17 protein-coding genes and 1 pseudogene are annotated in these 20653 nt (G+C 71.8%); 14 read left to right on the top strand and 4 right to left on the bottom strand.

Annotated elements, in window-relative coordinates; genetic code table 11:
- The first annotated feature begins 92 nt into the window (after positions 1 to 92).
- The 4 genes and pseudogenes from ACNYS0_RS16560 to ACNYS0_RS16545 all read left to right on the top strand — a co-directional run bounded on the left by ACNYS0_RS16560 (position 93) and on the right by ACNYS0_RS16545 (position 3069).
- A pseudogene (locus tag ACNYS0_RS16560) lies at positions 93 to 727 on the top strand (RNA polymerase sigma factor).
- Positions 724 to 1020 carry a hypothetical protein gene (locus tag ACNYS0_RS16555; RefSeq protein WP_422474474.1) on the top strand — a complete coding sequence of 99 codons (297 nt, stop codon included), beginning with the start codon at positions 724 to 726 and terminating at the stop codon, positions 1018 to 1020. Before ACNYS0_RS16560 ends, ACNYS0_RS16555 begins: the two are co-directional and overlap by 4 nt.
- Positions 1021 to 1291: 271 nt before the next feature.
- The gene (locus tag ACNYS0_RS16550) at positions 1292 to 1969 is read left to right on the top strand and encodes an RNA polymerase sigma factor (protein WP_422474472.1); all 678 of its coding nucleotides are present in this window, start codon (positions 1292 to 1294) and stop codon (positions 1967 to 1969) included.
- Complete coding sequence (locus ACNYS0_RS16545) at positions 1969 to 3069, top strand: hypothetical protein (protein ID WP_422474470.1); 1101 nt, start codon at positions 1969 to 1971, stop codon at positions 3067 to 3069. Before ACNYS0_RS16550 ends, ACNYS0_RS16545 begins: the two co-directional genes overlap by 1 nt.
- 205 nt (positions 3070 to 3274) lie before the next feature.
- On the opposite strand, the gene ACNYS0_RS16540 is transcribed toward ACNYS0_RS16545, so the two are convergent.
- Positions 3275 to 4105, bottom strand: coding sequence for a L,D-transpeptidase family protein (locus tag ACNYS0_RS16540; protein WP_422474469.1), 831 nt, complete (start codon positions 4103 to 4105; stop codon positions 3275 to 3277).
- A 251-nt stretch (positions 4106 to 4356) separates the two neighbouring features.
- Here ACNYS0_RS16540 and ACNYS0_RS16535 point away from each other — a divergent pair, with 251 nt between their 5' ends.
- Both ACNYS0_RS16535 and leuE read left to right on the top strand, forming a co-directional pair.
- Complete coding sequence (locus ACNYS0_RS16535) at positions 4357 to 5937, top strand: acyl-CoA mutase large subunit family protein (protein WP_422474467.1); 1581 nt, start codon at positions 4357 to 4359, stop codon at positions 5935 to 5937.
- A gap of 238 nt (positions 5938 to 6175) precedes the next feature.
- The gene (leuE, locus tag ACNYS0_RS16530; RefSeq protein ID WP_403852192.1) at positions 6176 to 6832 is read left to right on the top strand and encodes a leucine efflux protein LeuE; all 657 of its coding nucleotides are present in this window, start codon (positions 6176 to 6178) and stop codon (positions 6830 to 6832) included.
- A 20-nt stretch (positions 6833 to 6852) separates the two neighbouring features.
- Here the strand turns inward: leuE and ACNYS0_RS16525 are convergent, their stop codons facing one another.
- From ACNYS0_RS16525 to ACNYS0_RS16515, 3 genes are read right to left on the bottom strand one after another with little or no spacing between them, the layout of a single operon-like run.
- The gene (locus ACNYS0_RS16525; protein WP_422474466.1) at positions 6853 to 7995 is read right to left on the bottom strand and encodes an acyltransferase family protein; all 1143 of its coding nucleotides are present in this window, start codon (positions 7993 to 7995) and stop codon (positions 6853 to 6855) included.
- Positions 7992 to 9329: a polysialyltransferase family glycosyltransferase gene (locus ACNYS0_RS16520; RefSeq protein ID WP_422474464.1), complete on the bottom strand. Its 1338-nt coding sequence runs from the start codon at positions 9327 to 9329 to the stop codon at positions 7992 to 7994. The genes ACNYS0_RS16525 and ACNYS0_RS16520 overlap by 4 nt, the downstream gene beginning before the upstream one ends.
- On the bottom strand, positions 9326 to 10303 hold the full coding sequence (locus ACNYS0_RS16515) for a glycosyltransferase family 2 protein (protein ID WP_422474462.1): 978 nt from the start codon (positions 10301 to 10303) through the stop codon (positions 9326 to 9328). Before ACNYS0_RS16515 ends, ACNYS0_RS16520 begins: the two co-directional genes overlap by 4 nt.
- A 198-nt stretch (positions 10304 to 10501) precedes the next feature.
- Between ACNYS0_RS16515 and ACNYS0_RS16510 the strand changes: the two genes are divergently transcribed.
- The 8 genes from ACNYS0_RS16510 to ACNYS0_RS16475 all read left to right on the top strand — a co-directional run bounded on the left by ACNYS0_RS16510 (position 10502) and on the right by ACNYS0_RS16475 (position 20524).
- Entirely contained in the window at positions 10502 to 11803 is a 1302-nt protein-coding gene (locus tag ACNYS0_RS16510) for a DUF6716 putative glycosyltransferase (RefSeq protein WP_422474460.1), read from the top strand.
- Positions 11804 to 11847: 44 nt separating this feature from the next.
- Positions 11848 to 13167 carry a cytidylyltransferase domain-containing protein gene (locus tag ACNYS0_RS16505; RefSeq protein ID WP_422474459.1) on the top strand — a complete coding sequence of 440 codons (1320 nt, stop codon included), beginning with the start codon at positions 11848 to 11850 and terminating at the stop codon, positions 13165 to 13167.
- A gap of 12 nt (positions 13168 to 13179) precedes the next feature.
- Positions 13180 to 14127 (top strand): N-acetylneuraminate synthase family protein, encoded by a 948-nt coding sequence (locus ACNYS0_RS16500; RefSeq protein WP_422474457.1) that lies wholly within the window; start codon positions 13180 to 13182, stop codon positions 14125 to 14127.
- 71 nt (positions 14128 to 14198) lie between these two features.
- Positions 14199 to 15224 (top strand): hypothetical protein, encoded by a 1026-nt coding sequence (locus ACNYS0_RS16495; RefSeq protein ID WP_422474455.1) that lies wholly within the window; start codon positions 14199 to 14201, stop codon positions 15222 to 15224.
- 236 nt (positions 15225 to 15460) lie between these two features.
- Positions 15461 to 16654, top strand: coding sequence for a Cmx/CmrA family chloramphenicol efflux MFS transporter (locus ACNYS0_RS16490; protein ID WP_422474453.1), 1194 nt, complete (start codon positions 15461 to 15463; stop codon positions 16652 to 16654).
- Positions 16655 to 16816: 162 nt separating this feature from the next.
- The gene (locus ACNYS0_RS16485) at positions 16817 to 18067 is read left to right on the top strand and encodes an amidohydrolase (protein ID WP_422474451.1); all 1251 of its coding nucleotides are present in this window, start codon (positions 16817 to 16819) and stop codon (positions 18065 to 18067) included.
- 131 nt (positions 18068 to 18198) lie between these two features.
- A complete protein-coding gene (locus tag ACNYS0_RS16480; RefSeq protein ID WP_422474449.1) occupies positions 18199 to 19260 on the top strand; it encodes a BMP family lipoprotein in 1062 nt (353 codons plus the stop codon).
- A 205-nt stretch (positions 19261 to 19465) separates the two neighbouring features.
- Positions 19466 to 20524, top strand: a complete 1059-nt coding sequence (locus tag ACNYS0_RS16475) for a BMP family lipoprotein (protein WP_422474447.1) — start codon at positions 19466 to 19468, stop codon at positions 20522 to 20524.
- Positions 20525 to 20653 lie beyond the last annotated feature (129 nt).

Raw genomic sequence — 20653 nt, 5'->3', positions numbered from 1 at the left:
GTCACGGGTTGCACGGGTGTGGCGTACGTCACCGTGGGGGCCCTGTGACGTTTTTGTGGAGGGCGGCGCTGATCCGGTCAGGGGGTGACCGGTTGGGCCAGGGAGGGGAACCCCGTCGTGCGAGGGCGCACGACGGGGAGCTGGGCGCGGCCGTCGCGCGGGCCCAGGGGGGCGACGAGGCCGCCTTCGCCGTCGCCTACCGGCTCGTACAGCCGGGGCTGCTCGGGTATCTGCGCGGGCTCGTGGGCGACGAGGCGGAGGACGTGGCCTCCGACGCGTGGCTGGAGATCGCGAGGGACCTCGGCAGGTTCCGGGGCGACGGGGCCGGGTTCCGCGGGTGGACCGCGACCATCGCCCGGCACCGCGCGCTGGATCTGCTGCGCCGGCGGAAGGTGCGGCCGAGGCAGTCCGCCCTGGAGCAGGACGTGTTTGAGCTGCCCGGCCGACAGGACACCGCGGAGCAGGCCCTGGAGGCACTGTCCACCGAGCGCGCGCTGGCGCTGCTCGACCTGCTGCCGCCCGACCAGCGCGAGGCCGTGCTGTTGCGGGTCGTCGTCGGCCTCGACGCGCCCGCCGCGGCCCGGGTCCTCGGCAAGCGGCCGGGAGCCGTGCGCACGGCGGCGTACCGGGGCCTGAAGCGGCTCGCCCAACGGCTCGGGGGCGGCGAAGCGGGCGGGCGTCCGGTGTGACGGATCGGCGGGCGCGCACGCTGGGGGAGGCGAGATGACTGCGAATTCCTCGCCGTCGGCCGAACCCGACGACGAAGCCGACGGAGCGGGCCGCGCCACCGGCCGGTCCTCGGCCGGCGCGCTCCTCGCCGACGCCGTGCGCGGTGGCGGGCAGCGCCCGGGGTCCGAGGACGAGCGGCGGGCGCTCGCCGCGTACCGCGAGGCCCGCGATGCGGGGGCGCTCGCCGCGACGCCCCGCCGCCGCGACGACTGGCGCCCGGGCAGGCGGTGGACGGGGTGGCCGGTGCGGGCCGCGGCCCGCACCGCGCGGGAGCGGGGCGGGCAGTCCTAGCGGACCGGTCCGGAAAAGCGGGACGGCCGAGGTCGCCACCCCCCACAGGAGAGACCCCGGCCGCCACGCGTCACGGGTCGCGAGCGGCCCGTATTTATCTCAGCGCCGCCGGTGCGTTTTCTGTCACACCTCCCTGGGACACCGGTGGTTGCTTGTTGTACGAACATGGACGCGAGGACGTTTCAGGCCGTAGCGTTCGGATTCGCGCCGAGCGCGCACCCGTATCGACGGCGCACACGGCTTCACGGCCAGAGCAGGGCAGGGGCAGGGAGTGCTGGGGGACGACGCGGAGCTGACCGCCGCGGTGCTCGCGGCGCGGGACGGGAGCGAGGCCGCTTTCCGGACCGTGTACCGCACCGTGCACCCGCGGCTGCTCGGATACGTGCGCACGCTGGTCGGCGACCCGGACGCGGAGGACGTCGCGTCGGAGGCCTGGCTCCAGATAGCCCGCGACCTCGACCGCTTCGAGGGCGATGCCGACCGGTTCCGCGGCTGGGCCGCCCGCATCGCCCGCAATCGCGCGCTCGACCACATACGCATGCGGGGACGCCGGCCCGCCGTCGGCGGTGACGAGACCGAGCTCACCGGCAGACCCGCCCCCTCCGACACCGCCGACGAGGCCATGGAGTCCCTGGCCACCGGCAGCGCCATGGCGCTCATCTCCCAGCTCCCGCAGGACCAGGCCGAGGCCGTCGTGCTGCGCGTCGTCGTCGGCCTGGACGCGAAGAGCGCCGCGCAGACCCTCGGCAAGAGGCCAGGCGCGGTCCGCACCGCCGCGCACCGCGGCCTGAAACGGCTGGCCGAACTGATCGGCGCGGCCGACTCCACGGCGGCCGAGAACTCCGCCGACTCCCTCGAAGCGGTACCGACTCCACGGCGTGACCGCACCCGTACGGCGACGTCCGCAGGTGTGACGCATTCGCGTTCGCGGACGCAGAAGGACATGTGATGGCCGACGAGCACGACAAGTGGCTTAACCGCGACGCGGCGGACCGCCTGCTGCGCGGAGAGGCCCCGGCCGTCTCCGGAGACGACGCCCTGCGGGCCGACCGGCTGACCGCCGCGCTGTACGCGCTGGCCGAGGTGCCGGCCGGGTCCGAAGGTGAACTGCCCGGCGAGGACGCCGCGTTGAAGGCGTTCCGCGAGACACGCGCCGTCACAGCTGTGAACGGCGCTGTGAACGAGGGCGCGAGCGGCCGCGTGCGCGCGGGCCGCGCCCGGCGTTCCGCCGGGGCCGCCCCCAAGGTGTCCGGGCGGCTTCCGAACTGGGGTCGCCCCGCGCGGCTCGGAGCGGTCGCCGCGTTCGCCGCCTGCATGGTCGGCGGGGTCGCGGTCGCCGCCGGGACCGGGGTGCTGCCCTCGCCGTTCCGCGGCTCGGACGACCCGGCGCCCGCCGCGTCCGTGTCCGCCGCCGCGAGCCCCGACCGGCCGCTCGCCTCGGCCTCCGCGGGAGTCACGGAGGACGGCCACGCGGTACCGAAGCCGACGGAGTCGTCCGGCGCGGCCGACAGCGGCTCCGCCTCGGGCTCCCCGTCCCGCGGCCGCGGCGCGGGCGACCCGCGCGACGGCCGCACCTCCCAGCACCCCCGGCCGGACGCGGGCGCCACCGAAGGGGCGAGGGCCCAGGCGCGCAAGCTCGTCGACACCTGCCGCAAGTACCGGGGCGGGGACTCCGGCGCCGCGGACGTGCAGCGCCTGGAGGCGTCCGCGAAGGCCCTCGGACAGGACACGCGGAGCCTCGGCCGCTTCTGCGACCGCGTCCTGGCCCGGTCCGGCGGCTCCGGCTCGTCGACCGACAAGACCGCCTCGCAGCACACCGACGACAAGAGGGCCTCGGACGACGGCACCGGTTCGGGCGGCAAGGGCGACGGCAAGGGCGGCGCCGAGAACGAGGACGAGGACGGCGACCCGGGCGGCACCGCGAGCCCCAGCCCCAGCCCCACCCTCAGCCCGAGCGCCGGTGTCGACTCGGCCGCCGCCGCCCCGAGCCCCGACGCGAGCGCGAGCCTGACCGGCAGCCCCAGCGCGAGCGCCAGCACGCTGCCGTGACCTGCGGAAACGTAACGGGTCAAAAAGGGTTGCGCGCCAGGTGTGACGTTTCTGGACACCGCGGCGCAGTAATGAGTGAGCCGACTGGTCATCGGCCGCGCACGAGCCCGGGTTCCCCCCGTACCTGGTGCTCAGTGCCACCGGCGCGGGTGGGACACGTTCCCCCGGTCCCACCCGCGCCCTTCAACGTTTCCGCCTCGCGCCCTCACCAGTAGACGACGACCTTGTCGCCGTTCTTCACCTGCGAGAACAGCCGCGCGATCGTCCGCTCGTCCTTGACGTTCACACAGCCGTGCGAGGCCCCCGCGTACCCGCGCGCCGCGAAGTCCGCCGAGTAGTGCACCGCCTGGCCGCCGCTGAAAAACATCGCGTACGGCATGGGCGAGTCGTAGAGCGTCGAGACGTGGTGCCGGGACTTGAAGTCGACGTGGAAGACGCCCTCGCGGGTCGGCGTGTACTGGGCCCCGAACCGCACCTCCGTCGTCAGGACGCGCCTGCCGTCCACCATCCACGCCAGCGTGCGGCTGGTCTTGCTGATGCAGATCACCCGCCCCGTCATGCAGCGCGGATCCGGTTTCGCCGGGGGCTGCCCGCCGAACTGGTACAGCTCCCACTTGCCCGGCTCGTGCGTCATGTTCAGCAGCCGCTGCCAGGTCACGGTGTCCGTCTCACCCGTGCGCGGCAGGCCGCGCTTGCCCTGGAACCCCTTGACCGCGTCGGCGGTCAGGTCGTCGTACGTGCCCGTGGGCCCGTTGTAGAGCCAGGCCACCTGGCGCAGCCGGGCCTGAAGCTCCCGTACGTCCTTGGAGCTGTCACCGGGGGAGAAGAGGACCTTGGGGGCGGCCGGTGCGGGCGTCGGGGACCCGGCGGGCTTGGCGTCGTCGGAGGGGTGCCCGGACGCGTCGGAGGCGGACGGTTCGGACGTCAGCGGCGGTGCGGCGCGCCCGCCGTCCCCCACCGCCTGGGCCTTGCACCCGGCCACCAGGGCCAGCACCCCGGTGACCGCGATCGATGAACGTAGGACAGCTGTCCGCATGACGTCCCCCCGCCTGCCGCGTCGCTCTCGTGTCACGACAGATGCTGCCCCGTCCGAACCGGCTCGAACTCCTCGTGGGCCCGATGTGATGACGAGGGGCAAACGCGGGAAAGTCTGTGAGCAAGGTCCCAGCGCGGGGCTCTCCACTGGCCGCACGCCCGCCGCTACAGTCCGTCGCGAGGGTCGTTCACTACTGGTAAGTAACAGCAATTCACGGCAAGCATCGGCAAGTCATCGCTGGAGGCACAACCATGGCGCGCGAATCCGAGTCCGGACTGCCCATCGAGCCGGTCTACGGCCCGTCGGCCCTGGAGGGCTGGGACCCGGACCGGAAGCTGGGCGAACCGGGCGCGTACCCCTTCACGCGCGGTGTCTACCCGACGATGTACACGGGCCGCCCGTGGACGATGCGGCAGTACGCCGGGTTCGGCACGGCCACCGAGTCCAACGCCCGCTACAAGCAGCTCATCGAGAACGGCACGATGGGCCTGTCCGTCGCCTTCGACCTGCCGACCCAGATGGGCCACGACTCCGACGCGCCGATCGCCTCCGGCGAGGTCGGCAAGGTCGGCGTCGCGATCGACTCCATCGACGACATGCGCGTCCTGTTCGACGGCATCCCGCTGGAGAAGGTCTCCACGTCGATGACGATCAACGCCCCGGCCGCGCTGCTGCTCCTGATGTACCAGCTCGTGGGCGAGGAGCAGGGGGTGCCGGCCGACAAGCTCACCGGCACCATCCAGAACGACGTGCTCAAGGAGTACATCGCCCGCGGCACCTACATCTTCCCGCCCAAGCCCTCGCTGCGGCTGATCGCGGACATCTTCAAGTACTGCAAGGCCGAGATCCCGAAGTGGAACACCATCTCGATCTCCGGCTACCACATGGCCGAGGCCGGTGCCTCGCCCGCGCAGGAGATCGCCTTCACGCTCGCCGACGGCATCGAGTACGTCCGCACGGCCGTCGCGGCGGGCATGGACGTCGACGACTTCGCGCCGCGCCTGTCGTTCTTCTTCGTCGCCCGGACGACGATCCTGGAGGAGGTCGCCAAGTTCCGTGCGGCGCGCAGGATCTGGGCGAAGGTGATGAAGGAGGAGTTCGGTGCCAAGAACCCCAAGTCGCTGATGCTCCGCTTCCACACGCAGACGGCCGGTGTGCAGCTCACCGCCCAGCAGCCCGAGGTGAACCTCGTGCGCGTCGCGGTCCAGGGCCTCGGCGCGGTCCTCGGCGGTACGCAGTCGCTGCACACGAACTCCTTCGACGAGGCGATCGCGCTCCCCACCGACAAGTCCGCGCGCCTGGCCCTGCGCACGCAGCAGGTCCTCGCGTACGAGACGGACGTGACGGCGACGGTCGACCCGTTCGCGGGTTCGTACGTCGTCGAGAGCATGACGGACGACGTGGAGGCCGCCGCCCTCGAACTCATGGACAAGGTCGAGGAGTTGGGCGGCGCGGTCAACGCGATCGAGCGCGGCTTCCAGAAGAGCGAGATCGAGCGCTCCGCCTACCGGATCGCGCAGGAGACCGACTCCGGTGAGCGCGTCGTGGTCGGCGTCAACCGCTACCAGCTCGACGGGGAGGAGCCCTACGAGCCGCACCGCGTCGACCCGGCCATCGAGGCCCAGCAGGCCGAGCGGCTCGCGAAGCTGCGGGCCGGGCGGGACCAGGGGGCGGTCGACGCGGCGCTCGCCGCGCTGAAGAAGGCGGCGGAGGGGGAGGACAACGTCCTCTACCCGATGAAGGACGCGTTGCGCGCGCGGGCGACGGTCGGCGAGGTGTGTGACGCGCTCCGCGGGGTGTGGGGGGCGTACGTGCCGTCGGAGACGTTCTGACGTTTCGCTGCGCCGGGGCTGGGCTCACGGGGCTCCGCCCCGGACCCCGCTGCTCAATCGCCGCAGGGGCTTGATTTGCCGGCACTCGCCGCCGATGAGGTGCACGCAATCAAGCCCCGCCGGCGATTGAGGCGCGGGGTCCGGGGCGGAGCCCCGTGGCGGGGGAGCGTCCGACGCCGAGTGTCCGGTATCCGGGCCCTGTGGGCGGCGGGCCGGACGGTCGTGCGACACTCCCGCCATGCTGGGTGTCATCGATCTTCCGACCTATCTCGCGGGCCTCGCCCTCATCATCCTTCTGCCGGGGCCGAACTCGCTGTACGTGCTCTCCGTCGGCGCCCGCCGCGGCATCCGCACCGGCTACAAGGCGGCCGCCGGTGTGTGGTGCGGGGACACCGTTCTGATGACCCTCTCGGCCGCCGGGGTCGCCTCCCTGCTCCAGGCCAACTCCGTGATCTTCGGCATCGTGAAGTACGCGGGCGCCGGCTATCTGACCTGGCTCGCCATCGGCATGATGCGCGCCGCGTGGAGCATGTGGCGCACCCGCAAGGAGCGGCTCGCGGCGGAGAGCGGCGCCGCGGAGGAGGAGCCCGCGCAGGAGCGGCCGTTCCGCCGCGCCTTCGTGATCAGCCTGCTCAACCCGAAGGCGATCCTGTTCTTCATCGCCTTCTTCGTGCAGTTCGTCGACCCGTCGTACGCGTACCCCGCCCTGTCCTTCGTGGTGCTCGGCGCCTTCGCGCAGGCGGCCAGCGTGCTCTACCTCTCCGCGCTGATCTTCAGCGGCATGAAGCTGTCCGCCGCCTTCCGCCGCCGCAGGCGCCTGTCGGCGGGCGCGACCTCGGCGGCCGGTGTGCTCTTCCTCGGCTTCGCGGTGAAGCTCTCGCTGGCGAGCGTCTAGGCGTCTAGACGCCTAGGCGTCTAGGCGGCGCTCGGGCGCCGGTTCAGCGACCTGCGCAGCAGCGGCGTCGCCCACTTCTCGACGTAACGGTTCAGCAGCCAGGCGAGCGTCAGCATCACGGCGACCGTCGACCCGAACGTGGCCCACGACGGCAGTCCCAGGCGCCGGTGCAGGGCCGCGACGGCGACCCAGCCCAGGTGCTCGTGGACCAGGTAGAACGGGTACGTGAGAGCGCCCGCGACCGTCAGCCAGCGCCACTTCGCCCAGCTCGTCCAGCCGAGCGCGATCGCCGCCACGGCCGCGAAGCCGAGCGTGATCACCACGACGATCCCGAACGACGAGCGGTACGAGAAGAAGTCCGGGTTCGGTGCGTGCCACGTCCGGTCCACCGCGAAGTGCTGCCCGATCAGCCAGCTCACCGCGACGATGCCCCACGCGGTGACGTCGTGGCGGTTGCGGTGGACCAGGTACAGGCCGATGCCGCCGATGAAGAACGGCGCGTACTCCGGCATCAGGACGAGCGTCGCGAGCGGCTCCCCGGAGCCCTCCGCGAGGACCGCCGCCAGCGTCCACACCGCGCAGAACAGCACCACCCGGTGCCGCGTCGCGCCCGGCAGGACGACGCAGAGCGCGAACAGGGCGTAGAAGCGCAGCTCCGCCCAGAGCGTCCAGCACACGCCGAGGACCCGGTCCACGCCCAGCGGCTGCTGGAGCATCGTCAGGTTGACCAGCGCGTCGCTCGGCGACACCGCCTCGTACGCCACCACCGGCAGCGCGAAGACGGCCGTCACCAGGACGATCGCCACCCAGTACGAGGGGAGGAGACGTGCGGCGCGCGAGGCGAAGAACGAGCGCAGGGGTCTGCCCCAGCCGCTCATGCAGATCACGAAGCCGCTGATCACGAAGAAGATCTGCACGCCGAGACAGCCGTACGCGAACCAGCCGTGCAGGGTGGGGAACTGCTCCTGCGGCGACGACCCCCAGGCCTGCGAGATCTCGCCGTCCCGGCCTCCGTAGTGGTAGGCCGCCACCATCAGCGCGGCGATCAGCCGCAGCCCGTCCAGGGCGTACAGGCGGGACGGGTGGCGCGTCGGCGCCGCCTTGGTCTGCTGTCCGGTCTGTGGCGCGGGGAGCGGGGGCAGCGTCGTGCCGGGAGCCGTCATCCGAGGGCCGCCCGCTTCAGGGAGCGGGCGCGCTTGGCGACCCTGCGCACCGTCGGGTTGCGCGGGATGAAGGCGAACTGCGCCGGGAGCGCGCCGGGCAGCCCGAGGGACGTCAGCCGGCGCCGCTTGAAGTAGCGCCAGGTGCGGTCGTCGAGGCGCGTCGCGAGATAGCGCTCGGCGGGGCGGCGCAGCTCCGGGTAGATCTTGGCCTGCATGGCGTAGCCGACCGCGCGCAGCAGCTCGTCCAACTCGCCGACGGGCAGCGGCTGTTCCTGCGCCTCGACCGCCGTGCGGTCGGCCAGGTCGGGCAGCAGCGCGTCGACGATGGTGACCGGCACGCGGTTGCTGTTCTGGTACGGAGTGAGGCGGTCCAGGAGCGTCGACGTGCCGATGCGGGCCACCGGGATGCCGTACAGGGCGCTCGCGGTGAGCAGCGCCGTGGAGAAGCAGCCGACGACGAGGACCGGCCGCATCCGCTGGTAGAGGACCTCGGCGAGGACGGGCGTCTCCAGGACGGTCAGCTCGACGCCGAGGCGCTCCGCCTCCTTCTCCAGGACGCGCGACCAGCGGGCCGGTGCGGTGGGGTGCGGCTTGAACACCACGTGCTTGTGGCCGAGTTGGGCGGCGCCCCGCATCATGCGCACGTGCAGGTCCTCCTCCTCCTCGGCGCTGAGGATGCCGAGGGCGGAGAGGTACTGGCCGAGCAGGAGCGCCGGTTCGCCGGGGAGGCGGGGCAGTTCGCCCGCCGCGTCGCACAGCTCGGCGAGCACCTTGAGGAAGACCTCGGTGGGGACGACCTCGGGCTCGACGCCGAACTCCGTGAGCAGCAGCGGCTTCAGGCCGGGCACCAGGTCGAGGTGGAGCAGTCGGCGCACCCGCGTGCCGATCAGCGGGTCGATCTTGTTGCGGGTCGGGCCGTAGCTCATCAGGCCGTCCGCGTACACGTCGACCGGGGCGCCCGTGAAGATCTGCGCGACGGCCATCGCCGGGTTGACCTGGATGGACTCGACGGCCAGCTCGACGTCGTCGTCGCCGAGGCCCCAGGTGAGCCGCAAGTAGCGTTCCCACAGCGGGATGTCGTCGGCGCGCGGCGACCAGCTGCCGGGGTGGAAGGGGGCGATCGCCTCGTTCCACGACAGGATGCCGTCGAAGCGGCCGCGCAGCTGCTCGAAGCCGGGCATCTCGTCGACGGCGGGGGTGGTCTCGGGCGTTGCCGCGTTGTTGGCGATCAGCAGCAGCGTGCGGTCCGCCGGGGCGAACCGGTCCGCGTCGAGGGCCGCCGCGAGGGTGGCGGCGCCGTACAGGGTCGAGGCCAGCAGAATGCGGGTCGTCATGCCGTGACCTCCGCGCTGACCGGGCGGCGGCGCAGGCGGCGAAGCCGCGTGGCCCGCTGGGTGTCCATCGAGTCGAGCGCGTCGTCGAGCACGCCCTGCGGCATGCGCTTGAGCGCGGCCGCGCTGAGCGACTTCAATGTGCGGGCCACGGGTGGTTCGAACCTTTCGATGGATCCCAAGTGGTGGGAAATGATGGCGCAGTACGTGCGCACGGCCTTCGGGAGAAGCAGCTCCGCATCCCGGTCCTGGGCTGTTTCCCGGACGACCTGGTCGAATGCCCGGATGAAATCGAGCTGCCGTACGTCGCCGATCTGAGTGAGCGAGGACGAGACGCCGCGGCGATAGAAAACGCCCAGCGTGCTGACCGCCGCAAAGGATTTCGCCTCGCGGTGCAGCCGCCAGATCCACGGCCGGTCCTCCGCCGTGCGAAGGCCGTCGGTGAAGTGCAGCAGGCCTTCGTCGGCGAGCCGCCGGTGGTACATGCCGGCCCACGCGTAGGCGTAGTCGACGGCGGTCGAGCGGTCGGCGGGCAGGATCGCCGCGCGCGGGTCCATGACGACATCGCGCAGACCGTGCGGAAAGCGGTGCACCGAGCGGGCCCGCGCGGTGCACTGGACGTGGTCCGTGCGCACGAAGTCGCACCCCAGGCCCTCCATGGCGGCCAGGAGGCGGGCGTAGTAGCCGGGCGCGAGCCAGTCGTCGCCGTCCAGGAAGGCGAGGTATTCGCCGCGGGCCCGGTCGAGTCCTGTGTTGCGGGCGGTCGCGAGTCCTCCGTTCCGTTCGTGTCGCACGACGACCGCGCCGGGCAGCTCGCGCTCGGCGCGCGCGAGAATGTCCGGTGTCTCGTCCTTGGAGCAGTCGTCGACGAGAATGAATTCGAAGTCCTCGCGTGCGTTCGCTCGCAGACTTCTGAGGGTGTCGGGCGCGTATTGCTGCACGTTGTAGAACGGCACGATGACGGAGAGCTTGACCACGACGGTGACGTTAGGGCGCGGCCCGGCATTCGTCTTGACCGGTGGCTTGATGTCAGGTGAACGAAGCGTGGCGGGACCGTGAACCGGCCCTGGCGCAGGCCATTTCCCGGGCCGATTCGCCATTCGTCGGTGTGCTGTTAACCGTTTGTTGCATTCTGGTTGGGCCGCGGCTCGGAATTGCTTCCTAAGTTTTCCAGCGTGCCAGTAAGGAACGAAAAGCAGCTCAGGGTCGCCGTGCTCGCGGACTCCGACACCCGGTGGAAATGGGGGTCGCTCACCGCCTCCCGCATCGCCCCCGAAGGCGTCGCCCTCGACGGCTATCTGCTGCGCGGCCGAGCCACCCCGACCCCGCGCCAGCTCCGCGAGATCGGCGTCCGCGCCGACAGCCTGCGCGAGGTCACGGCCGTCGAATTCCTCCGCGAGATGAAGTCCGCAGCCTACGACGTGGTGCTGCTCGCCCTCGTCGGCGGGGGCGTCCAGGCCGTCCTGCACGGCCTCGCCCACGCCTGGCGGGAAGCGGAGCGGCGCCCCGTCGTCGTCACCGGCTACGTCGGCGTCGTCTACGAGAAGCTCGCCGACGGACTGCTCCTACGGCACGGCGCCGACGTGGTGCTCGCCAACTCGCGCTACGACGCGGAGCGGTTCCGCGCCGTGTACGAGGGGGTGGGCGCGGACGCCTCCGCGGTCACCGAGTGCGCGCTGCCGTTCCTCGGCGGCGAGCCCTACGCCGGTGAACGCGAGCCGTACACGGTCACCTTCGCGGCACAGCCCTCCGTGCCGGACACGGCGGCCGACCGCGGCTACCTGCTCGACCGCCTCGTCCAGCACGCCGAGGCGCACCCCGACCGCGAGGTGCTGCTCAAACTGCGCAGCAAGCCCGGCGAACACACCACGCACATCGAGGAGATCCCCTACCAGAAGCTCGCGCAGCGCCGCGAACTGCCGGCCAACTTCCGGCTCGTGTACGGGAACATGGGCGAGGTCCTCGACCGCACCGACCTGCTCGTCACGGTCAGCTCCACCGCCGCCCTCGAATCCCTGCACCGGCGCATCCCGACCGCGCTGCTCACCGATCTCGGCGTGCGCGAGGCGCTCGGCAACCACCACTTCACCGGCTCCGGCTGCCTCGCCTCCTGGGACCAGCTGGACGCGGGGCTGCGGCCCGAACCGGAACCCGGCTGGCTGGCCCGCCAGGGCGTCGCGGCCGACGGGGCGTACGAGAGCGCCTTCGACGGCGCGCGCTCCAGGGTCGCCGAACTGCTCGCCAAGGACCGGGCCCCACTGGCGCCCTACTACAGCCGCACCACCGCCCCCGGCTATCTGCCGCGCATCCTCGCCCGCCACCACCTCGCGCCCGACGGCAGCCCGCTGCCCGGCGCGCCCGCCTCCGACCGGGAGCCGGGCCCGGTGCGGCAGGTCGTGCGCCGGGCCGCCCGCGGCGCCTACCGGCACGGGGTGCAGCGCGTCGCCCCCGTGATCCGGCGGATGGGGGAGCTGTGACCCCGCCTCTGAGGAATGACCGACTCCCTGAAGGAGAAGCGCACATGACCGACCTCGAGACGGTCCAGGCCGCCCCGGACGCGGGCCTCGCCGCCCCCGTCCGGCGCGTACTCGCCGTGATCCCCGCCCGCGGCGGCTCCAAGGGCGTCCCGGCGAAGAACCTGGCCCCGGTCGGCGGCGTCCCTCTGGTGGCCCGCGCCGTGCGCGAGTGCCTCGCCACCCGGCAGGTCACCGACGTCGTGGTCTCCACCGACGACGCCGCCATCGCCGCCGCCGCACGGGACGCGGGCGCCGAGGTCGTGACCCGGCCCGTCGCCATCGCGGGCGACAAGTCCAGCTCCGAGGCCGCCGTGCTGCACGCCATGGACGCGCACGAGGCGCTGCACGGCGCGGCCGTCGACGTGGTGCTGCTCGTCCAGTGCACCAGCCCCTTCCTCGTACGGGAGGACATCGACGCGGTGGTCGGCGCGATCCTCGACAAGGGCGCCGACAGCGCGCTGACGGTCGCCCCCTTCCACGGGTTCGTGTGGCGCCATGAGGACGACGAGCCGCGCCCGGCCACCGTGCACAGCACGGCAGCGGAGGCGGGCGGCGTCGCCGTCCTCGCCGACCGGCAGACCGCGACCGGCGGCGGCTACGGCGTCAACCACGACAAGTCGCAGCGCCAGATGCGCCAGGACCGGCCCCAGGACCTCCTGGAGACCGGCGCCGTCTACGGCATGGAGACCAGCGGGTTCCGCCGCCACGAGCACCGCTTCTTCGGCCGCACGGAACTCGTCCGCACCGACCCCGCGCGGGTCCTGGAGATCGACGACCCGCACGACCTGGCCCGCGCCCGCGCGCTGGCCCCCCTCTTCGACCAGCAGTCCGTCCTCCCTTCCAAGGAAGACGTCGACGCGGTCGTCCTCGACTTCGACGGCACCCAGACCGACGACAAGGTGCTGATCGACTCCGAAGGACGGGAGTTCGTCACCGTGCACCGCGGTGACGGCCTCGGCATCGCGGCCCTCCGCAGGAGCGGCCTCGAACTGCTGATCCTGTCCACGGAGGTGAACCCGGTCGTCGCCGCCCGGGCCCGGAAGCTCAAGATCCCGGTCCTGCACGGCATCGACCGCAAGGACCTCGCGCTCAAGCAGTGGTGCGAGGAACAGGGCATCGCGCCCGAGCGCGTGCTCTACGTCGGCAACGACGTCAACGACCTCCCGTGCTTCGCCCTCGCGGGCTGGCCCGTGGCGGTCGCCAGCGCCCATGACGTCGTGCGCGGCGCCGCACGCGCCGTCACCACCGTCCCCGGAGGCGAAGGCGCGATCCGAGAGATCGCCAGCTGGATCCTCGGCCCTTCTCTCGACTCCCTCGAAAAGTAAGGAACGCAAGCCATGACTGCTCAGACCCCCAACTCCCGCATCCGCAAGTTCGGTTCGCGCGAGGCAGGACCCGGCCGCCCCGTCTACGTCACCGGCGAGATCGGCATCAACCACAACGGTGACCTGGAGAACGCGTTCCGCCTGATCGACGCGGCCGCCGACGCCGGCTGCGACGCCGTCAAGTTCCAGAAGCGCACCCCGGAGATCTGCACCCCGCGCGACCAGTGGGACATCGAGCGGGACACCCCCTGGGGCCGGATGACGTACATCGACTACCGGCACCGCGTCGAGTTCGGCGAGGACGAGTACCGCGCCATCGACGAGTACTGCAAGAAGCGCGGCATCGACTGGTTCGCCTCCCCGTGGGACACCGAGGCCGTCGCCTTCCTGGAGAAGTTCAACGTCCCCGCCCACAAGGTGGCCTCCGCCTCCCTCACCGACGACGAACTGCTCCGCGCCCTGCGTGCCACCGGCAAGACGGTCATCCTCTCCACCGGCATGTCGACGCCGAAGCAGATCCGCCACGCGGTCGAGGTCCTCGGCTCCGACAACATCCTGATGTGCCACGCCACGTCGACGTACCCGGCCAAGGCCGAGGAGCTCAACCTGCGCGTCATCAACACGCTCCAGGACGAGTACCCGAACGTCCCGATCGGCTACTCCGGCCACGAGCCCGGCCTTCAGACGACGCTCGCCGCCGTCGCCCTCGGCGCCACCTTCGTCGAGCGCCACATCACCCTCGACCGCACCATGTGGGGCTCCGACCAGGCCGCCTCCGTGGAGCCGCAGGGCCTGGAGCGCCTGGTGCGCGACATCCGCGTCATCGAGACCGCCCTCGGTGACGGCGTCAAGAAGGTCTACGAGTCCGAGCTCGGCCCGATGAAGAAGCTGCGCCGCGTGCCGGGCGTCGTCGCCGAGTCGGAGATCGCCGTCGCCGCCGGTGAGCCGGTGGGTGTGTGACCTCAACCCCTGAGCGGCCCGGCGCGGTTGACCGCGCGCCGGGCCGCTCTCGGCGCCCTCGGGAGGGCAGCATGTCCGGCAGTACGTTGTGCTTCGTCGAGAGCCCGGTGCAGCTCCTCAACGTCCTGGAGTGGGCACACCACCAGGAGGTCGTCGCGACCGTCGTGGTGCTCTCGCCCACCGACCCGATGACCCGCGGCCAGCTGCGCCGCATGGCCGAACTCGCCCGCACCGAAGGCCACACGGTGCGCTGGGAGGAGGCCCGCGGCGGCGCCGGCGCGCCCTTCCACACCATCGGCGGGCTCGCCCCCTCGCTGCGCAGGGCCCACCGGATCGTCCTCGGCGACCCGTTCTCCCGCTACGTACAGCTGCTGCTCACGATCACCCGGGCCCGCGAGCTCGTCGTCGTCGACGACGGCACCGCCACCATGGAGTTCGTCGCCCAACTGGTGCGCGGCGAACGGCTCGTGCGCTGGCACCGGCGCGGCGGCAGGACGGGCCCGCGCGACCTCGTCTTCGGCCCCGTCGCGGCCGCCGCACGGCGCAGGCTCACCGCGCACGCCCGCCGCGACTCCGTGTCGGTGTTCACGTCGATGCCGGTCGACGAGGCCCCCGAAGGCGTCACGGTCAGCTCCAACGACTACGCCTGGACCCGCGCCCGGTTCGGCCCGCCGCGCATCACGCGCGGCGCCGACATGGTCGGAACCTCCCTGGTGGAGACGGGAGTCGTCGACCTGGAGCAGTACCTCGTCGCGGTCCGCGAACTGGCCCGCGCGCACGGCGCCACCCGCTACTTCGCGCACCGCCGGGAGAGCGCCGACAAGCTGCACCGACTCGCCACCGAGACCGGCCTGGAGATCGTCCGCCCCGACCTCCCCCTCGAACTGATCGCCCGGCGCGGCCCCATAGGCCGGACCATCCTCAGCTTCCCCTCGACCGTCGTGCACACCCTGCCCATCGCCCTCGCCGGTACGAGCGTGAAGGTCGCGGTGTGCGAGATCGACCCGGCGTGGCTGCGGCACGGCGTCTCCGACCACGCGCAGGGCTTCCTCGCGGGGATCTCGGGCTCGGCGCGGGGCGCGGTCCGGGCGGTGTAGACCCGGGCCGCGTGAAACCCGCTGGCCGCCGTACGGAGGCAGGCCGTACGCTCGCTCCCGTGACCAGCCCCGAGTCCGACAGACTCCGGCCACCGGCAGCCGTCCGGTGGCCTTCCTCCGCGCATCGTTGAGGCCCGTCCCCAGCGGACCCGGCCTCCGCCGCCGCACGCCACGGCCACCGCACGCGCCGCCGGAACCGCGACCACATCCTCTTCTCCACGGTCCCGGAGTCCGTCGTGCCCTTCGCTCTCCACCTGCTCGCCCTCGCCGTCTTCGCGCAGGGAACATCCGAGTTCATGCTCTCGGGGCTCGGCCCCGACATCGCCCATGACCTGGGCGTCTCCATCCCCGCCGCCGGTGCGCTCACCTCCGCCTTCGCGCTCGGCATGATCGTCGGTGCGCCGCTGACGGCCGTCCTCGCCGTGCGGTGGCCGCGCCGCCCGGCCCTCTTCGGCTTCCTCCTCGCCTTCGCCCTCGCGCACGTCGTCGGCGCGCTGACGACGAGCTTCCCCGTGCTGCTCGGCACGCGCGTCGTCGCGGCGCTCGCCAACGCCGGGTTCCTCGCGGTCGCCCTCGCCACGGCGGTCGGCATGGTCGCCCCCGACGCCAAGGGCCGCGCCACGTCGGTCCTGCTCGGCGGCACCACCCTGGCCTGCGTCGCGGGCGTGCCCGGCGGGGCGCTGCTCGGCGGGCTCCTCGGCTGGCGGTCCGCGTTCTGGGCCGTCGCGCTGATCTGCGTACCCGCGCTGATCGCCGTGCTGCGGTCGGTGCCGACGGAGCCCGGTCCCGGGGCGCGCGGCGACCTGCGCACGGAACTGCGGGCCCTGCGCGGCCCGCGCCTGCGTACGGTGCTGCTGCTCGGCGCGCTGGTCAACGCCGCCACGTTCTGCACGTTCACGTACCTGGCGCCGGTCGCCACGGAGGTCACCGGGATCGGCGGATCGTCGAGCCTGGAGCTCCCGGCGGTGCTGGCGCTCTTCGGCCTCGGCTCGTACGCCGGGGTCAGCACGGCGGGCCGCCTCTCGGACACGTACCCGACGCGGGTCGTCGGCATCGGCGGGGCGGCACTCCTGCTCGGCTGGGCCCTGTTCGCCCTCCTCGCGGGAAACACCGCGGCGATGCTCGTCCTCGCCTTCGTCCAGGGCGGCCTGTCCTTCGCGGTCGGCTCGACCCTGATCGCACGCGCCCTCTACGCGGCGTCGGGCGCCCCCACCCTCGCGGGCGGCCTGGCGACGGCCGCGCTCAATACGGGCGCCGCGCTCGGCCCCTGGGCCGGCGGCCTCGCGATCGGGGGCGGACTCGGGTACCGGGGCGTGCCGATGGCGAGCGCGTTGCTCGTGGCGCTCGCGTTCGTTGTGACCTGTGTCGCACGAGTGAAGCACGGAAGGTCCGGTGGCGAGCCCACCGACGAGGCCGCCCTCGCGGACTGAGACGCAGGTCGTGGCGCACGTCGAGGCGTTGGTTGAAAAGAGAGTTCATACCCCTCCTGCGCGATCGACATGCGCATCGCGGCCATGTTTCTTACCCCAATCCGGCTGAACTTTTGTTGATCGCCGGTTCGTTGCCCCCTGCGTCGCCCTACCCTTCAGAGGGTGAACCAGTTGAAGTCCCGTGAGTCAGAGGCCGACAAGCCCGGGGAATCCGTGCCGGGCACCGCACTTCCGGGTGCGCTGCCCGAGGCGCTCCGCGCCGAACTCGTCGCGTTCCGGCGCGATCTGCACATGCACCCCGAGCTGGGCAATCAGGAGTTCCGCACCACCGCGGCGCTCAAGACCCGCCTCGAGAAGGCGGGGCTCGCGCCGCGCCTGCTCGGCATGGGGACCGGCCTCATCTGTGACATCGGCACCGAGGACGGCGAGTGGCGCGGCGGGCGCGGCATGCTCGCGCTGCGCGCGGACATCGACGCGCTGCCGATCCCGGACACCAAGACGGACTGCGCGTACCGGTCGACGGTGCCGGACCGGGCGCACGCGTGCGGGCACGACGTGCACACCACGGTCGTGCTCGGCGCGGGCCTCGTCCTGGCCGACCTGCACAGCAAGGGCCTGCTGCCGCACCCCGTACGGCTGCTGTTCCAGCCGGCGGAGGAGGTGCTGCCCGGCGGCGCGCCCGACGCGATCGAGTGCGGGGTCCTGGACGGCGTGCGCGGCATCATCGGCGTGCACTGCGACCCGAAGGTCGACGCGGGCCGCATCGGGATCCGCCCCGGCCCCATCACCTCGGCCTGCGACCGCCTGGAGGTCACCCTCGACGGCCCCGGCGGGCACACGGCGCGCCCGCACCTGACCACGGACCTGGTCACGGCCGCGGCCAAGGTCGCCACGGAGGTCCCGGCGCTCGTCGCCCGCCGTGTCGACGCGCGCTCGGGGCTCGCCGTGACGTGGGGCCGCCTGGAGACGGGCCACGCGTGCAACGTGATCCCGCAGCACGCCGAGCTGTCCGGCACGGTGCGCTGCCTCGACCTGGACGCGTGGCGGCAGGCGCCCGACCTCGTGCACGGCGCCATCCAGGAGATCGCCGACCTGTACCGCGCGAAGCCGGTGGTCAACTACATCCGCGGGGTTCCCCCGGTGGTCAACGACCCGGTGGTCACGGACCTGTTGCGCGACGCGATGGCGGCCCGCCGCGGTCCCGACTCGGTCGAGGACACCCAGCAGAGCCTCGGCGGCGAGGACTTCTCCTGGTACCTGGAGCACGTCCCGGGCGCGATGGCCCGCCTCGGCGTGAAGCCGCCGGGCGACCGGGGGTCCCGCGACCTCCACCAGGGCGACTTCGACGTCGACGAGTCCGCGATCACGGTCGGCGTGGAACTCTTCACGGCCGCGGCGCTGCTGGACGGTTAACCGCGACGTAACGGGGGTCCGGCACGAATCGGTAACGGCCCCCGCAAGCCCATTCCTCCAGATTTCTACGCGCGTTATGGTGCGCCGAACTGGGCGCCATACAAGGCGTGTTGGACGAATGGGGAGTTCTGATGCGTCGAATACCGCGGCTCACGAAGATGGCCGTAGGCATCACCGGCCTGGCGCTCGCCGCCACCGCCTGTGGCGGCACCAGCAGCGAGAAGGGCGGTGGCGGCGACAAGAGCGGCGAGAAGCTCGGCCTCGCCATCGCGTACGACGTCGGCGGCAAGGGCGACCAGTCGTTCAACGACTCCGCCTACGAGGGCATGCTCAAGGCGAAGAAGGAGTTCGGCTACAAGACCGCCGACCAGGAGCCGAAGGACGGCGAGTCCGACGACGACAAGGCGCAGCGGCTCGCGAATCTCGCGAAGGCCGGCTACAACCCGGTCGTCGGCATCGGCTACGCCTACGGCCCCGCGATGAAGGAAGCCGCGAAGAAGTACCCGAAGACGACCTTCGGCATCGTCGACTCGGTCGTCGAGGGCAAGAACGTGGCCTCCCTGGTCTTCGCCGAGAACGAGTCCTCCTACCTGGCCGGTGTCGCCGCGGCCAAGGCCACCAAGTCCGACCACGTGGGCTTCGTCGGCGGCGTCGACAACGAACTGATCAACAAGTTCGAGGCCGGCTTCGAGCAGGGCGTCGAGGACACCAAGAAGGGCGTCAAGGTCGAGGTGCAGTACCTCGACGAGGACCCCGCCAAGGGCTTCGCCTCGCCGGACCTCGGCAAGGCCGCCGCCGAGAAGCAGCTGGAGGACGGCGCCGACGTGATCTACCACGCGGCCGGCCTGTCCGGGCAGGGCGTCATCAAGGCGGCCGCCGAGCAGAAGAAGTGGGTCATCGGCGTCGACTCCGACCAGTACAAGCAGAAGACCCTCGCCAAGTACAAGGACTACATCCTCACCTCGGCACTCAAGGAGGTCGGCGAGTCCGTGTACTCGCTGGCCAAGTCCGTCGAGGACGGAAAGCCGCTGACCGGGGTGCAGACCTTCGACCTCAAGGTCGACGGCGTGGGGGCCTCGGAGTCCAACCCGAAGTTCAAGGAGATCGCCGGTCTCTCGGACGCGGTCGCCAAGGCCAAGGAGGGCATCGTCGGCGGTTCGATCAAGGTGCGGACGAAGCCGGCGAAGCAGTGACCCGGACGGGCTGAGCCCGATCCGCACGGTGCCGTCGGCCGGACCCGGCCGGCGGCACCGCAAACCCGGCCGTATACGGCCTCGTACCCCCGTCGATAACAGTCTGGACAACCAGGGTTCTCTGTCAGGTCTACGCGCGTTACTCTGCGGCGAACTCAGCGTCGGCCCCCTGCTGTTCCGGCGCTTGTACGAAGGAGCACTTCTCATGCGCCGGGTTTCCCGTATAGCGGTCGCAGGCACCGCGACCGCCTCGCTCGCCCTCGCCCTCTCCGCCTGCGGCGGCACCTCGTCGGACGCCCAGTCGTCCTCCGACGGTGGCAAGGAAAAGGGCCTCGCCATCGCCTACGACGTCGGCGGCAAGGGCGACCAGTCGTTCAACGACGCCGCCTACGACGGCCTCCGCCAGGCCAAGAAGGAGTTCGGCTACCAGGTCGCCGACCAGGAGCCGAAGGACGGCGAGTCCGACGACGACAAGACCCAGCGCCTCGTGCAGCTGGCGAAGATGGGCTACAACCCGGTCGTCGGCATCGGCTACGCGTACGCCCCCGCCGTCAAGGAGGCCGCGGCGAAGTACCCGAAGACCACCTTCGGCATCGTCGACGACGCGACCGCCAAGGGCGACAACATCGCCGACCTGGTCTTCCAGGAGAACGAGGTCTCCTACCTCGCCGGTGTCACCGCCGCCCTGAAGACCAGGTCCGACACGGTCGGCTTCGTCGGCGGCGTCGACAACGCGCTGATCAACAAGTTCCAGGCGGGCTTCGAGCAGGGCGTGAAGGACACCAAGAAGGGCGTCAAGGTCGAGGTGCAGTACCTCGACGAGGACCCCGCCAAGGGCTTCGCCTCGCCGGACCTCGGCAAGGCCGCCGCCGAGAAGCAGCTGGAGGACGGCGCCGACGTCGTCTACCACGCGGCCGGCCTGTCGGGTCAGGGCGTCATCGAGGCGGCCGCCGCAGAGAAGGCGTACGCGATCGGCGTGGACTCCGACCAGTACGCGCAGGCCCCGCTGAAGAAGTACAAGAAGTACATCATCACCTCCGCCACCAAGGACGTCGCCAAGGCGATCCTCAACCTGGCGAAGTCCGTCGAGGACGGCAAGCCGGAGACCGGTGTCGTCACCGGCGACCTGAAGTCCGGCGAGGTCTCGCTCGCCGACTCCAACCCGGAGTTCAAGAGCGACTCCAAGCTCCAGGCGGCCCTGAAGAAGGCCGAGCAGGGCATCGTCGACGGCTCCGTCAAGGTGCCGGAGAAGCCCCAGAAGTAACACGAGGGAAAAGCAGGGCGCGGGGTGAGCGGTTCTCCTTGGGAGGAGCCTTCTTCCCCGCGCCCTTCATCTGCGATCCTGCTCGAACTCACTTCTCGCACACCGCTGTTGGGGCGCTACGCGTGTAGG

The sequence above is a fragment of the Streptomyces anthophorae genome (assembly GCF_049310305.1).
GTDB lineage: Bacteria > Actinomycetota > Actinomycetes > Streptomycetales > Streptomycetaceae > Streptomyces.
Note: the sequence above shows the minus strand (reverse complement) of the source record. Positions and strands in the feature narration are given on the sequence as shown.

What these genes read in the sequence shown, in the direction of transcription:
- ACNYS0_RS16520 (WP_422474464.1), bottom strand. Translation starts at nt 9,329, where the DNA reads ATGACGACCCGCATTCTGCTGGCCTCGACCCTGTACGGCGCCGCCACC.
- ACNYS0_RS16540 (WP_422474469.1), bottom strand. Translation starts at nt 4,105, where the DNA reads ATGCGGACAGCTGTCCTACGTTCATCGATCGCGGTCACCGGGGTGCTG.
- ACNYS0_RS16480 (WP_422474449.1), top strand. Translation starts at nt 18,199, where the DNA reads ATGCGTCGAATACCGCGGCTCACGAAGATGGCCGTAGGCATCACCGGC.
- ACNYS0_RS16525 (WP_422474466.1), bottom strand. Translation starts at nt 7,995, where the DNA reads ATGACGGCTCCCGGCACGACGCTGCCCCCGCTCCCCGCGCCACAGACC.
- ACNYS0_RS16475 (WP_422474447.1), top strand. Translation starts at nt 19,466, where the DNA reads ATGCGCCGGGTTTCCCGTATAGCGGTCGCAGGCACCGCGACCGCCTCG.
- ACNYS0_RS16495 (WP_422474455.1), top strand. Translation starts at nt 14,199, where the DNA reads ATGTCCGGCAGTACGTTGTGCTTCGTCGAGAGCCCGGTGCAGCTCCTC.
- ACNYS0_RS16555 (WP_422474474.1), top strand. Translation starts at nt 724, where the DNA reads ATGACTGCGAATTCCTCGCCGTCGGCCGAACCCGACGACGAAGCCGAC.
- ACNYS0_RS16535 (WP_422474467.1), top strand. Translation starts at nt 4,357, where the DNA reads ATGGCGCGCGAATCCGAGTCCGGACTGCCCATCGAGCCGGTCTACGGC.
- leuE (WP_403852192.1), top strand. Translation starts at nt 6,176, where the DNA reads ATGCTGGGTGTCATCGATCTTCCGACCTATCTCGCGGGCCTCGCCCTC.
- ACNYS0_RS16505 (WP_422474459.1), top strand. Translation starts at nt 11,848, where the DNA reads ATGACCGACCTCGAGACGGTCCAGGCCGCCCCGGACGCGGGCCTCGCC.
- ACNYS0_RS16545 (WP_422474470.1), top strand. Translation starts at nt 1,969, where the DNA reads ATGGCCGACGAGCACGACAAGTGGCTTAACCGCGACGCGGCGGACCGC.
- ACNYS0_RS16500 (WP_422474457.1), top strand. Translation starts at nt 13,180, where the DNA reads ATGACTGCTCAGACCCCCAACTCCCGCATCCGCAAGTTCGGTTCGCGC.